Origin of the sequence: Streptomyces sp. WAC06614 (assembly GCF_003949795.1) — a bacterium.
Classification (GTDB): domain Bacteria; phylum Actinomycetota; class Actinomycetes; order Streptomycetales; family Streptomycetaceae; genus Streptomyces.
In genome coordinates, this window is the sequence record NZ_RPRY01000194.1 from 1 (window position 1) to 13,554 (window position 13,554).

Annotated in this window: 12 protein-coding genes, 1 tRNA gene and 1 pseudogene; 11 read left to right on the forward strand and 3 right to left on the reverse strand. The window is 72.5% G+C overall.

Annotated elements, in window-relative coordinates; genetic code table 11:
• The first annotated feature begins 49 nt into the window (after positions 1–49).
• Positions 50–134, forward strand: a tRNA-Ser gene (locus tag EF918_RS23350).
• A 223-nt stretch (positions 135–357) separates the two neighbouring features.
• On the opposite strand, the gene EF918_RS37175 is transcribed toward EF918_RS23350, so the two are convergent.
• Positions 358–507 (reverse strand): hypothetical protein, encoded by a 150-nt coding sequence (locus EF918_RS37175; protein WP_185921880.1) that lies wholly within the window; start codon positions 505–507, stop codon positions 358–360.
• 766 nt (positions 508–1,273) lie between these two features.
• Here EF918_RS37175 and EF918_RS23355 point away from each other — a divergent pair.
• From EF918_RS23355 to EF918_RS23400, 10 genes are all read left to right on the forward strand, one after another.
• Complete coding sequence (locus EF918_RS23355; RefSeq protein WP_125650090.1) at positions 1,274–2,020, forward strand: hypothetical protein; 747 nt, start codon at positions 1,274–1,276, stop codon at positions 2,018–2,020.
• Positions 2,021–2,519: 499 nt separating this feature from the next.
• A complete protein-coding gene (locus EF918_RS23360; protein WP_125650092.1) occupies positions 2,520–2,945 on the forward strand; it encodes a DUF6344 domain-containing protein in 426 nt (141 codons plus the stop codon).
• 403 nt (positions 2,946–3,348) lie between these two features.
• Complete coding sequence (locus EF918_RS23365; RefSeq protein WP_125650094.1) at positions 3,349–3,654, forward strand: hypothetical protein; 306 nt, start codon at positions 3,349–3,351, stop codon at positions 3,652–3,654.
• Positions 3,655–3,855: 201 nt separating this feature from the next.
• Positions 3,856–5,010, forward strand: coding sequence for an acyl-CoA dehydrogenase family protein (locus EF918_RS23370; protein WP_125650096.1), 1,155 nt, complete (start codon positions 3,856–3,858; stop codon positions 5,008–5,010).
• On the forward strand, positions 5,007–6,089 hold the full coding sequence (locus EF918_RS23375) for a bifunctional MaoC family dehydratase N-terminal/OB-fold nucleic acid binding domain-containing protein (protein ID WP_125650098.1): 1,083 nt from the start codon (positions 5,007–5,009) through the stop codon (positions 6,087–6,089). The genes EF918_RS23370 and EF918_RS23375 overlap by 4 nt, the downstream gene beginning before the upstream one ends.
• Complete coding sequence (locus EF918_RS23380) at positions 6,089–7,228, forward strand: acyl-CoA dehydrogenase family protein (protein ID WP_125650100.1); 1,140 nt, start codon at positions 6,089–6,091, stop codon at positions 7,226–7,228. The genes EF918_RS23375 and EF918_RS23380 overlap by 1 nt, the downstream gene beginning before the upstream one ends.
• Positions 7,225–7,623 carry a MaoC family dehydratase gene (locus EF918_RS23385; protein ID WP_125650102.1) on the forward strand — a complete coding sequence of 133 codons (399 nt, stop codon included), beginning with the start codon at positions 7,225–7,227 and terminating at the stop codon, positions 7,621–7,623. The genes EF918_RS23380 and EF918_RS23385 overlap by 4 nt, the downstream gene beginning before the upstream one ends.
• Positions 7,620–8,786: a lipid-transfer protein gene (locus EF918_RS23390; RefSeq protein ID WP_125650104.1), complete on the forward strand. Its 1,167-nt coding sequence runs from the start codon at positions 7,620–7,622 to the stop codon at positions 8,784–8,786. The genes EF918_RS23385 and EF918_RS23390 overlap by 4 nt, the downstream gene beginning before the upstream one ends.
• Before the next feature lie 135 nt (positions 8,787–8,921).
• A complete protein-coding gene (locus EF918_RS23395; protein WP_125650107.1) occupies positions 8,922–9,455 on the forward strand; it encodes a SigE family RNA polymerase sigma factor in 534 nt (177 codons plus the stop codon).
• 178 nt (positions 9,456–9,633) lie between these two features.
• Positions 9,634–11,295, forward strand: a complete 1,662-nt coding sequence (locus EF918_RS23400) for a long-chain fatty acid--CoA ligase (RefSeq protein ID WP_125650109.1) — start codon at positions 9,634–9,636, stop codon at positions 11,293–11,295.
• A gap of 31 nt (positions 11,296–11,326) precedes the next feature.
• Here the strand turns inward: EF918_RS23400 and EF918_RS23405 are convergent, their stop codons facing one another.
• A complete protein-coding gene (locus EF918_RS23405) occupies positions 11,327–11,914 on the reverse strand; it encodes an antibiotic biosynthesis monooxygenase (RefSeq protein WP_125650111.1) in 588 nt (195 codons plus the stop codon).
• Between the two features lie 13 nt (positions 11,915–11,927).
• A pseudogene (locus tag EF918_RS38430) lies at positions 11,928–13,554 on the reverse strand (hypothetical protein); the annotation flags it as partial.

The following is a 13,554-nucleotide window of genomic DNA, read 5'->3' on the forward strand; positions in this document are numbered from 1 at the left end:
CCCTTAGGCCGCTCGGGCAACCCACCTCGCCGGTACTCTGTACCGGCGAGGTGGGTTGCCCGAGCGGCCTAAGGGAACGGTCTTGAAAACCGTCGTGGCGCAAGTCACCGTGGGTTCAAATCCCACACCCACCGCAGCAGGTCAGAGAAGGTGCTGATCAGAAGGGGTGTCCCGGTTCAGGGGCACCCCTTCGTCATGAGCCCGGTCTCACCTTGATCCGCTCGTGTCACGTCGTTGACCAGTGTGTGTGGACCAACTGTGGACCACGGTCCAACGGGCCACGGGGTAGGATCTAGAGGTCAACGGCCCTAGGTCTCAATAATGTTGCTTCATCGCTTGGTGATGCAGCATCCCCGGCTACAGCACGTTGTAGTACCGGGCTGCAACGAGCGCGGCCGTAATGAGGAAGCACCCGAGCACCATCCGGAAGAGGCTTCCAAGGATGACGAGTGCGCGCAATGTTCCGTCGCCACTCTTCATTGCCTCGCGAAAGATCTGAATCAGCATCCTGCGAAACATCTCTAATTCCTCTCGGAAGTTTCCCGTCTTCACTACTTGTGGTTATTTAGATGTATCAAGCATCTAAATTCGGGGTTTGGGATGCCCCGCGCGGGCGGTCACCTGACCTACACCCAAAGCCCCGCTGGTCGCTGAGCTCAGCAAGTCGACGGATCGTCTGCCCGATCAAGGCTAGGCCCCCACTGTGGAGACACCTCCGACTCTCCCGCAGAAGCAGAGAAGTCGTGCGCGGCCCTCCGCGAGGCGAGGCTTCTGTCGCGTAATCAGGACATCTCGTCGAGGCCCACTCGAACTGCCGATCGCCGCGCGCTAGCAGCCCACCGGAATGACCGCATCGGCTCAACTGTGCATGATCCAAGCTCTGTTCCATGCCGATAGGCGGTGATCTGAGTGAGTTCCCCGGATGCCGCAATGCCGCCTCAGCCTGTCCGGAAACCATGGCCATGACCTGTTGATCACTTGAGGGGGCCTTATCCCGCTCATATGGTCATTTCCGACCGCAGCGGTGAACAACCACAGCAGGGGACACAGATGGAAGACGGGCGAACAGCCGGAGTAGTCCTGGGGATTGCGGGCTTTAACGCGGCCCTGACGATTGCAGCAGCCGTCGTCACGTGGGAAGACGGCCCCACTCCGTGGGCGGCCGCTGCCGCGAGCTCCGTACTCGTCTTCCTCGTGCTTCTTCGCAAGCGCTGATGGCCGCGATCCGTGCGAGCAACTTCAACATCTCCGCCATCAAGAAGGAAACGTTCCCTTGAAACTCTCCTACCGCATAGCCACCGCCGCCCTGGCCGGCCTGGCCCTCGTGGGTACGACCGCCGCGCAGAGCCACGCGTTCGCCCCCTCGGCCTTTGCCTCGGCGTCCGCCGCGGGCGACGTCTCGCCCGAGACCGCCGCACTGGCCAAGAACATCCGTACGCTGCAGAGCCAGGCTTCCGTCGTCGACGGCGAGCAGGCCAGGACCTGGGTGGAGAAGGTCGGCGCAGATGTGGACGGCAAGAAGATCACCGCTCACCTGAAGGACGGCTCGTCCCTGGTGGCGGAGGGCGCCACCGTCTACAAGTTCAAGAACGGCAACACCCAGGTCGCCGTTCCCATCAGCGGCCAGGTCGTCGGCGCGAGCCTGAACGCGGTGTACGACTCCTCCGGCAAGCTGATCGAGACGCTGGAGATGCAGCTCACCCACGACGACAAGACCGGTCACGCGCAGGTATGGCGCAACGGCGCTCTCACGGCCGACAAGATCATCAACGCGGCGGACCTGCCCAAGGACCTGACCGTCAAGCAGCCCCAGCTCTCGACCTTCGGCTTCAGCTGGAGCAAGCTCAACAACTGCCTGGCCAGCGCGGGCGTCTCATCCTGGACCCTTGCGCTGATCGGTACCGCGTGTGCCGCCGCCTGCGTGGGAACCGCCGGCGCTGCCTGCGTACCCTGCATCACCGCCGCCGGAGGCCTCGGCGCGGGCACCGTGTGGTTCTGCATCGGCAAGGCAACGACCTGATAGGTCTCACGCCAGAACAAGACCCGCGGCCGTTCGCCCTCAATCGCAGTGAGGGCGAACGGCCGCAGGCCGTTGGGCCAGGTTAACCGCGCCCATCCAGCACCTCCAAGCGGCAGAGGCCGCGAAGTGGGGTGACAGTGCGCGGCAGGGGCCCGTATGAAACCAGTGGACCAGGTGTGGACCGCCGGAGGCGGCAAGGGGTCAGGTAACTGGGGAACGAGCAGGTCAATCACGGTGAAGGCTGTTCCCACAGCACTCTCTTGAAAACCGTCGTGGCGCAAGTCACCGTGGGTTCAAATCCCACACCCACCGCACCTCAAGGGGCGTCCCGTACACGGGGCGCCCCTTCTGCTTGGGGTGGGGTTGGCGCCGATCGGGTGGTGTTTGTCCGACGATCGGCGCGGGTGGGAGAAACGCTCCGGTTGCACGCGCATCATGCCGAATGTATGCAGATCCGCCCGTCGGACTTCGCGACATAAGCGATTTGAGGAGCATCGTCATGAACCGCAGCAGCCGTTCCCTTCCGGCTCTCTCCGCGCTCCGGGCCTTCCTCGCCGGGGTCTTCGCCGTGCTCCTCGGGTGGGTGTCCGCCCGGAGCGGCAAGGCCGCGGGTGCGGGCCTCGTCCAGGCCGGGGCCGGGGTCGGCGCCGCGGGCGTGGCCGGGAATGCCGTCGCTGCTGCCGGTGGGGTGTCGGAGGTGGTCGGCGCCGCGTCACGGGCGGCCGGCCGGGTGGACGGGGCCGGCCGGGCGGTGCGCGGGGTCGGGCGGCGCAGCTGGCGGCAGATGATGCGGGGCGGCGCGCTGCCGCCGACCATCGCGCAGCGGATCCGGGCCGAGGCCCACGGCTCCACGCCGTCCGTCCGACGGTCCACGACCGCCGCCGCCACCGTGGCGGACCGGGACGTGCTCACGCTCGTCGCCTAGCCGTTCGGGGGAGCGTGAGCCCCGGCGGGCGCCGGGGGCGTGCAGGGGGCGTATTGCTTGGTACCGCAGGGGCCGCAGGGCCGGGAGTCGGAGGGGTTCCCGGACGGTGCGGCCCTTTTCGCGCGCCCCGGGCGCACCGGCAAAGTCCGTGCGCCGTACCCGGCCTCCGCCCTTGCGCGGACTGGGTTTCGCCCGGCTCCAGGGCGCTGACCTGGGCTGTTGGGGGCGCAATTGAGGTTTATCCGATGTTGCTCATACTTGCGGGGGAATCGAGGATCTAGGGGTGGTTCGCCGGGGATTCGGTGGGCAACTCTGGTCTCGCGACGTCGTGACCACGATCAACAACCGGTCGGCCAACCGGGTTGGTCCCACCCCCACTTCGGGTCCTTTGGAGGATTCAGACATGGCAAGCATCCGTATCGCCCGCGTCCTCGCTGCCGTCGCCGCTCTCCCGCTCGCCGCCGCCCTCTTCGGCGGAGTGGCCCAGGCCGACAACGGCTCGTTCGCGAACGACGGATCGAATGCGAGCGTCGCCAGCATCATCGGCAGCGGTGTCGGCGGGAACAACAACGGCAACTCGGCCACCACGCAGCAGGTCGCCACGGGCTCCGGCGCGTCCAACCAGAACAACAGCGCCCAGGTCAACGGCGCCGCCCTCACCGCGATCCAGCAGGGCAACCTGGCGGTGAACTTCCACCCCTGGTGGTAGTCCCCCGCACGGGGCGACGCCCCGTGCGGACCACCTGAACGTACACGGAAGGCGCCCGCGCGCCCGGACCGGCTGGGGTCCGGTAGCGCGGGCGCCTTCGCGTCGTCCGGTCCGGCCCCCCGCCCCTCCCTTGACATCCCGAACGAATCTGACGGACAGTCAGATCAGCGTTTTGACGATGTGAGCCGGGAGGCCAGCGCCGTGCACCTCGCCCCGACCGAAGGCCAGCTGCGACTGCGCGCCGAACTCCGCGCGTACTTCCGTACGGTGATGCCCGACGGCCCGCCCACCGACCCCGCCGAGCAGCGCGCCCTGCTGCGCCGCATCGGCTCCGACGGACTCCTCGGCCTCGGCTGGCCCACCGAGTACGGCGGCCAGGGACGCGGCGCCGACGAGCAGTTCGTCCTCTTCGACGAGGCCTACCGCGCAGGCGCCCCCGTCTCCATGGTCACGCTCAACACGGTCGGCCCGACCCTGATGAAGTACGGCACCGACGAGCAGAAGGCCGCCTTCCTCCCCCGGATCCTCGCCGGTGAACTCGTCTTCGCCATCGGCTACTCCGAGCCCGAGGCCGGCACCGACCTCGCCGCGCTGCGCACCCGGGCCGCCCGGGAGCGCGACGGTAACTGGGTGATCGACGGGCAGAAGATCTTCACCTCGAACGCCCAGAACGCCGACTGGATCTGGCTGGCCTGCCGCACCGACCCGGACGCCCCCAAGCACCGGGGCATCTCCATCGTCCTGGTCCCCACCGACGCCCCGGGCTTCTCCTGGACGCCCATCGCGACCGTCGGCGGCCAGACCACCACGGCCACCTACTACGACCGCGTACGCGTCCCGGCGGGCAACCTGGTCGGCCCCGAGCACGGCGGCTGGAGCCTGATCACCAACCAGCTCAACCACGAACGCGTCGCCCTCGCCGCCATCGGCATGCAGGCCGAGGACTTCTACGACGCCGCCCTCGCCCACGCCAGGACCCCGGACCCGGTGACCGGCGAGCGCCCCGCGGACCGCCCCTGGGTTCGGTGCCGGCTCGCCGAGGCGCACGCCCGGCTGGCCGCCGTACGGCTGCTCAACTGGCGCCTGGTCCAGGACGTCGGCGCCGGCACGCTCGCGCCGGGCGACGCGAGCGGGGTGAAGTTCGTGGGCACCGAGTCCACGATCGAGGTGTACCGGATCTGCCAGGAGGTGGTGGGCGAGGCGGCCCTGGTGCGCGGCCCGGCCGGGTTCGCGGGCGGCGAGCTGGAACGGATGAACCGCGCCGCGCAGATCAACACCTTCGGCGGCGGGGTCAGCGAGGTACAGCGGGAGCTCGTCGCCACGATGCGGCTCGGGATGAAGGGCAGGAAGCGATGACGCCGACCGGCGACCGCTCCGTACGGACCGACACCGGCACCGGCACCGACACCGGCACCGATACCGGCACAGAGGCCGAGGCGGAGCCGAAGACGGGCGAAGCCCAGGCCCCGGGCGCCGAGGCCCCGGGCGCCCAGGCCTTCCGGCGGCGGCTCGCCCGGTTCGTCGGGCTTCCCGCCGCCACCGCCGGTGTCGGCAAGGACCCCGTCAGCGAAGCCATGATCCGCCACTGGTGCGAGGCCATGGGCGACACCAACCCCGCCTACACCGGCCCCGACGCCGTCGCCCCGCCCACCATGCTCCAGGCCTGGACGATGGGCGGGCTCTCCGGGCACACCGGCCGCTCCTCCGCCTTCGACGAGCTCCTCGGCCTGCTCGACGCCGCCGGGTGCACCTCGGTGGTGGCCACCGACTGCGAGCAGGAGTACCTGCGCCCGCTGCGCCCCGGGGACACCGTCACCTTCGACGCCGTCATCGAGAGCGTCTCCCCCCGCAAGACCACCAAGCTGGGCACCGGCCACTTCGTGACCACCCGCACCGACGTCCGCGCCGGCGGCGAACTCGCCGGGACCCACCGCTTCCGCATCCTCAAGTACGCCCCGGCCGCCCCCCGCCCCGCCGCCCGCCCGGCAGAGTCTCCGGCCGCTGCCGCCCCCCGCCGCCCCCGCCCCGTGGTCAACCGCGACAACCAGGGCTTCTGGGACGGCGTACGCGAGCACCGGCTGCTGATCCAGCGCTGCACCTCCTGCCGGACCCTGCGCTTCCCCTGGCTGCCCGGCTGCCACGCCTGCGCCTCCCTCGACTGGGACACCGTCGAGGCCTCCGGCACCGGCACGGTCTTCAGCTACGTGGTCATGCACCACCCGCCGTTCCCGGCGTTCGACCCGCCCTACGCCGTCGCCCTGGTCGAACTGGCCGAGGGCGTCCGGACGATCAGCAACATCGTCGGCGTCCCCTACGACAAGGTGCGCATCGGCATGCCCGTCCGGCTGGAGTTCCTGCGCGTCGACGAAGAGCTCGAACTGCCCGTCTTCCGCGCCACCGAGGCGATGGACGCGACCCGGGGGAGCCAGGCCTGATGGACTTCCGTCCCACCGAGGAGCAGACGGCCGCCGCCGACCTGGCCGCCGAGATCCTGCGCGACCTCGCCACCCACGAACGCCTCGCCGCCGCCGGCACCGCCTCCGACGCGGAGCTGTGGAAGGCCCTGACCACGGCCGGACTGCCCGCCGCCGTCCCGGACCTCGGGCTGCTCGGTCTCGTCCTGCTGCTGGAGGAACAGGGCCGCACCACCGCCCAGGTCCCCCTCGCCGCGACCTGCGTCTACGGCATCCACGCCGTGGCCGCGCACGGCACCCCCGAGCAGCGCGCCCGCCTGCTGCCCGCCCTCGGCTCCGGCGACGCGGTGGCCACCGGGGTGTTCCCGGCCCCCGGCGGACGGGCCCGGGTCACGGCGGACCCGGACGGGCGGCTCACCGGCATCCTGCCCGTGGTGCCGTGGCTGCGCGACGCCACCCACGTCCTGGTCCCGGCCGCCGACCGCGCCCTGTGGCTCGTACGGACGGACGCGCCCGGCGCGGCGGTCGAGCCGGTGGAGACCACGGCCCCCTGGGCGGCCGGCCGGCTCACGCTGACCGGCACGCCGGCCGAACCCCTCGGCGGTCCCGGGGCCTACGCCGCCGTACTGGCGGCCGCGCGGACCGCGTTCGCCGGGCTCCAGGCGGGGGTCTGCGCCGGGTCGGTGGCCCGGGCCGTCGCACACACCGCGACCCGTGAGCAGTTCGGCAGGCCGCTCTCCACCCACCAGGGCGTCATGCTGCGCGCCGCCGACGCCCACATGGACACCGAGGCGATCCGGGTCACCACGTACGAGGCCGCCTGGCGGATCGACGCGGGCCTGCCCGCCGCCGAGCACGCGCTGACCGCCGCCTGGTGGGCGTCCGAGGCCGGCAAGCGGGTCGTCCACGCGGGCCAGCACCTGCACGGCGGGACCGGCGCCGACCTCGACCATCCCGTGCACCGGCACTTCCTGTGGGGCCGGCAGCTGGACGCGTACCTGGGCTGCGGCAGCGAGCTGCTGGCCGAGCTGGGCGAGCTCCTGGCACACGACGGGGACCACGGCGCGGACCATGACGGCGACCACGGCGCGGATCGCGACGGCGACCACGGCGCGGCCAACGGCGCGGACCACCACGCGTACGAGGAGGAGCACGCATGAACGTCGGCGACACCCTGCCGCCGCTGGAGATCCCGATCACCCGCACCCTGATCGTCGCGGGCGCGATCGCCTCCCGCGACTACCAGGACGTCCACCACGACGCCGAGCTGGCGCGGGCCAAGGGCTCCCCGGACATCTTCATGAACATCCTGACCACCAACGGTCTCGTCGGCCGCTACGTCACCGACCACCTCGGCCCGCGGGCCGTCCTGCGCAAGGTCGCGATCCGCCTCGGCGCCCCCAACTACCCCGGCGACACCATGACCCTCACCGGCACCGTCACCGCCCGCACCGAGGACACCGTCGAGATCCGGATCACCGGCGCCAACGGCCTCGGCCACCACGTCACCGGCACGGTGACCGCCCAGCTCCCCGCGGACGGGGTGACCCGATGAGCGTGCGCACCCGCGACTCCCTCGGCGGGCGGGCCGCCATCGCCGGCATCGGTGCGACCGAGTTCTCCAAGGACTCCGGCCGCAGCGAGCTCACCCTCGCCGTCGAGGCCGTCCACGCCGCCCTCGACGACGCCGGCCTCACCCCGGCCGACGTCGACGGGCTGGTCACCTTCACCATGGACACCAGCCCCGAGATCACCGTCGCCCAGGCGGCCGGCATCGGCGAGCTGTCCTTCTTCTCCCGCATCCACTACGGCGGCGGCGCGGCCTGCGCCACCGTCCAGCAGGCCGCCCTCGCCGTCGCCACCGGCGTCGCCGAGGTCGTCGTCTGCTACCGGGCGTTCAACGAGCGCTCCGGCCGCCGCTTCGGCTCCGGCGTCCAGCAGCGCGAACCCTCCGCCGAGGGCGCGGCGCTCGGCTGGTCGCTGCCCTGGGGCCTGCTCACCCCGGCCTCCTGGGTCGCCATGGCCGCCCAGCGCTACCTGCACACGTACGGGCTGACGCCCGAGGCCTTCGGCCCGGTCGCGGTGACCGCCCGCCGGCACGCCGCGACCAACCCCGCCGCCTGGTTCCACGGCCGGCCCATCACCCTCGCCGACCACGCCGCCTCCCGCTGGATCGTCGAACCGCTGCGGCTGCTGGACTGCTGCCAGGAGACCGACGGCGGCCAGGCCCTGGTCGTCACCACCACCGAACGCGCCCGCGACCTGCGCCGCGCCCCCGCGGTGATCACGGCCGCCGCCCAGGGCGCGGGCCGCCGCCAGGAGGCCATGACCAGCTTCTACCGCGACGATCTGACGAGCCTGCCCGAGATGGGCGTGGTCGCGCGCCAGCTGTGGCGCACCTCGGGGCTGCGCCCCGGCGACATCGACGTCGGCATCGTCTACGACCACTTCACCCCGTTCGTGCTGATGCAGCTGGAGGAGTTCGGCTTCTGCGGGCCCGGCGAGGCCGCCGGTTTCGTCGCCGAGGACGGGCTGCCGCTCAACACCCACGGCGGCCAACTCGGCGAGGCGTACCTGCACGGGATGAACGGCATCGCCGAAGCCGTGCGCCAGCTGCGCGGCACCGCGGTCAACCAGGTCGCCGGCGCCGCCCACGCCCTGGTCACGGCCGGGACCGGAGTCCCCACCTCCGGCCTGGTCCTGGGGGCCGACCTCTGACCTCGGGGCGAGCGGAACGGGATCTCCTCCACCTTTGGGAGGTCCGGCAGGCCCCACCCCTACAACCTGAGGCGGACCTCGCTTCGGCACCTGGGGCCGATCCCCGGGGAGGGGCCGGGCTCCTAGCGTGGAGCTATGACCACGCCAGTGTGCACGTACGCCTCGGACCCGCTGCTGTACCCGTCGTTCTCGGCGTACGTACGGACCCGCGGGACGGTGCTCATGCGTACCGCACGCTCGCTCACCGCCAACCCGTGCGACGCCGAGGACCTCCTCCAGACCGCCCTCGCCAAGACGTACGTCGCCTGGGACCGCATCCAGGACCAGCGCGCCCTCGACGGCTACGTCCGGCGCTGCCTGGTCAACACGCGCACCTCGCAGTGGCGCAAGCGCAAGGTGGACGAGTTCGTGTGCGGGGAGCTCCCGGAGCCGGAAGGCCTCCCGGACACCGACCCGGCCGACGACCAGGCCCTGCGCGACGCGATGTGGCGCGCGGTGACCCGGCTGCCCGAGCGGCAGCGGGCGATGGTGGTGCTCCGGTACTACGAGGACATGAGCGAGGCCCAGACCGCCGAACTGCTCGGCGTCTCGGTGGGCACGGTCAAGAGCGCCGTCTCCCGTGCGCTGGGCAAACTCCGTGAGGACCCCGAGCTGAGCCTGGCCTGCTGACCCGGCACTCCTGCCAGGGGACCCGGCACTGTCGCCACGGGGCCCGGCACTGTCGCCACGGACAGGATTCGCGGTCCGTCTCTGAACTCCCGGGTAGTGACATGCCGAGCGGTATGCCAGCAGAATCGACGGCAACCGCAGCTACCGCAGCGCCGCGCGGCGCCCTCGGGAGGACGCTTTGCTGAGCACCATGCAGGACGTACCACTGCTCGTCACCCGCCTCTTGCAGCACGGGATGACGATCCACGGAAAGTCGCAGGTCACGACCTGGACCGGGGAGGCAGAGCCGCACCGCCGCAGTTTCGCCGAGGTCGGGGTCCGCGCGACCCAGCTGGCGCACGCCCTGCGCGACGAGCTGGGGGTCCAGCAGGACGACCGGGTCGCGACGCTCATGTGGAACAACGCCGAGCACGTCGAGGCGTACTTCGCGATCCCGTCCATGGGCGCGGTCCTGCACACGCTCAACCTGCGGCTGCCGCCCGAGCAGCTGGTCTTCATCGTCCACCACGCCGCCGACCGGGTCGTCCTGGTCAACGGCAGCCTGCTGCCGCTGCTGGTCCCGCTGCTGCCGCACCTGGGCACCGTCGAGCACGTGGTGGTGTCCGGGCCCGGCGACCGCTCGGCCCTCGATGCGGTCGCCGCCGAGCGGAACGTACGGGTCCATGACTACGAGGCCCTGATCGAGGGCCGCCCGCACACGTACGACTGGCCGGAGCTGGACGAACGCCAGGCGGCCGCCATGTGCTACACCTCCGGCACCACCGGCGACCCCAAGGGCGTGGTCTACTCCCACCGCTCGATCTACCTGCACTCCATGCAGGTCAACATGGCCGAGTCGATGGGCCTGACCGACCGCGACACCAGCCTGATCGTGGTCCCGCAGTTCCACGTCAACGCCTGGGGCCTGCCGCACGCCACGTTCATGACCGGCATCAACATGCTGATGCCGGACCGTTTCCTCCAGCCCGGCCCGCTCGCCGAGATGATCGAGCGGGAGCGGCCCAGCCACGCCGCCGCCGTCCCCACCATCTGGCAGGGGCTGCTCGCCGAGGTCACCGCGAACCCCCGCGACCTGAGCTCCATGGAGCGGGTCACCATCGGCGGCGCGGCCTGTCCGCCGGCCCTGATGGAGGCCTACGACCGGCTGGGCGTACGCCTCTGTCACGCGTGGGGCATGACCGAGACCTCCCCGCTGGGCACCATGGCGCACCCGCCGGCCGGCCTGACCGCCGAGGAGGAGTGGTCGTTCCGGATCACCCAGGGCCGGTTCCCGGCCGGCGTCGAGGCCCGGCTGGTCGGGCCGGGCGGCGACCTGCTGCCCTGGGACGGCGAGTCCGCCGGTGAGCTGGAGGTGCGCGGCCCCTGGATCGCGGGCGCGTACTACAACGGCCCGGACGGCGAACCGCTGCGCCCGCAGGACAAGTTCAGCGAGGACGGCTGGCTCAAGACCGGTGACGTCGGCGTGATCGGCCCGGACGGCTTCCTCACGCTCACCGACCGGGCCAAGGACGTCATCAAGTCCGGCGGCGAGTGGATCTCCAGCGTGGAGCTGGAGAACGCGCTGATGGCCCACCCCGAGGTCGCCGAGGCGGCGGTCGTCGCCGTGCCCGACGAGAAGTGGGGCGAGCGCCCGCTGGCCACCGTCGTCCTCAAGGAGGGCGCCGCCGCCGACTACGTGGCCCTGCGGACCTTCCTCGGCCGGTCGATCGCCAAGTGGCAGCTGCCCGAGCGCTGGGCGGTCGTCGAGGCCGTGCCGAAGACCAGCGTCGGCAAGTTCGACAAGAAGGTCATCCGCCGCCAGTACGCGGACGGTGCGCTGGACGTGACCGTCCTCGACTGACCCGCCCCCGGCTCAGCCCGCCGTTCCTGGCTCAGCCCGCCCGCCGCGGGCTGAGCCAGTTCCGCAGCAGGCGGCTGACCAGGGGCATCGCCGCGTACGTCATGAGGCTGCTGAAGACGGCGGCGAAGGCGGCGGTCCGCAGCACCACGTGCAGGTCGACCAGGACGGGCGCCAGCAGCAGGTTCCCGGCGAGGGAGATCGGGAAGATGGCCAGCCCGGAGCTGATCGCCATCTTCCACCGCGGAGGCGCCGGCCGGGACGTCCCGGGCTTGGCGAACCAGGTCTCCATGCCGTGCAGCTCGCGCCGGGCGATCTCGTGGTGGTGGTGCCCCTCGCAGTCGGCGAAGAACCGCGCGCGCTCCGGCGACGCCTGCCAGGTCTCGAACGCGGCCTGGTCCCGGAAGCGGTGCACGAGGAACCAGGGCGCGCCCTCGGCGGCCGGCCGGAACAGCCCGTACCCGAGGTGGTCGGGGAAGGTCGCGGCCGCGTCGAGGATGCCGCGCGCCCACTTCTCGAAGGCCTCCTCGTAGCCCGGCTCCACCTGCCGGGCTATCAGGAGGGTCACTTCCCCGTCGTCGGCGGGGACGCTGTGCTCGGTACGGTCATCGGTGAGGGCCATCCGCCCAGGGTGGCTAATTGGTGCCGATCTTCGCCAGCAGGTCCACGATGCGGCCCTGCACCTCGGCGGTGGTGGACCGCTCCGACAGGTAGAGCACGCTCTCGCCCGAGCCCAGCCGCGGCAGGTCCTCGGCCGTGATCGAATCGGCCGTGTAGACCACCAGCGGGGTGCGGTTGAGCTGGCCGCCCGCCCGCAGCCAGTCCACGATGCCGGCCCGCCGGCGGCGGACCTGCATCAGGTCCATGACCACCAGGTTCGGCCGGGTCCGGGTCGCCAGTTCCACCGCGTCGGTGTCCGCGCCCGCGCGGGCCACCTGCATGCCGCGCCGTTCCAGGGCAGCGGTCAGGGCGGCGGCGATCTCGTCCTTCTCCTCGATCAGCAGCACCCGGGAGGGGTGCTGCTCGCTGTCGCGCGGCGCCAGCGCCTTGAGCAGGACGGCCGGGTCGGCGCCGTACGCCGCCTCGCGGGTGGCGTGCCCGAGGCCGGCCGTCACCAGCACGGGCACCTCGGCGGCGACGGCCGCCTGGCGCAGGGACTGCAGGGCGGTACGGGTGATGGGGCCGGTCAGCGGGTCGACGAACAGCGCGGCCGGGAACGCCGCGATCTGCGCGTCCACCTCCTCGCGCGAGTGCACGATCACCGGGCGGTAGCCGCGCTCGCTGAGCGCGGCCTGGGTCTGGACGTCGGGCGCGGGCCACACCAGCAGACGGCGCGGGTTGTCCAGCGGCTCCGGCGGCAGTTCGTCGTCCAGCGGCTGCGGCACGGGACGGTTGACCACCTCGACGGCACCGCCGGGGCCGTCGAGCGGCTCCGGCCCCTCGGCGGCCCCCGCCTCGGGCGCCCCTATGGCGAAGGCACGGCCCTGGGGGGCGGGCTCGGCGAGCTTGCGGCGGCGGCCGGAGCCGGAGGTCGCGGCGGGGCCCGCCGCGTCCGGGTCCACGGAGATGCCCTGGCCGAGGGTGCGCACGCTGATGGGCCGGCCGGGCGTGTCCTGCGGCTGCCGGGCCCCGGGCAGGGCGACCTGCTCCGCCGCGGCGTCCTGCTCGGGCGCGGTCCGGGCGGCGGGAACGGGCCAGGCCGGGGTGGCGGGCAGCGCCCGGCGCCGCCCGGTGGGCTGGGCGGCCTCGGCGGTCCGGGCCGCCTCGACACCGGCGGCCTCCTGCGGGGCGGGCTCGCCGAGGGTACGGCGGCCACGGCGACCGCCGGCCTCCTCGGCCGTGGCCTCGTCGCTCTGCACCGGCCCGGCCGGCCGCCGGCCGGTCATGGCCCGGGCCATGGCGGGATGCCCAGCAGCCTCGGCATCCCCGGCACCAGGCCCCCCACCCGCCACCACGAGCCCGGCCTGCCCGGGCGCTCCGGGCACGGCGCCGGCCGGGGCCGACCCGTTGGCGGGGCCCGCCTGGCCGGCCTGGGCGGGGCCGGTGGGGCCGGCCTGGGAGAGGCCGTTGGCCGGGCCGCCGGGGACAGCCTGCGGGAGCGCGTCGGCCGGGCCCGCCTGGGCGGGGCCGGTGGCCGGGGCCGTCGGATGTGCCTGGGCGAGGCCGCCGGGACCCGCCGGCGCGAGGCCGTTGGCCGGGCCGCCGGGGACAGCCCGCGGGAGCGCGTCGGCCGGGCCAGCCTGGGCGGGGCCGGTGCCGGGG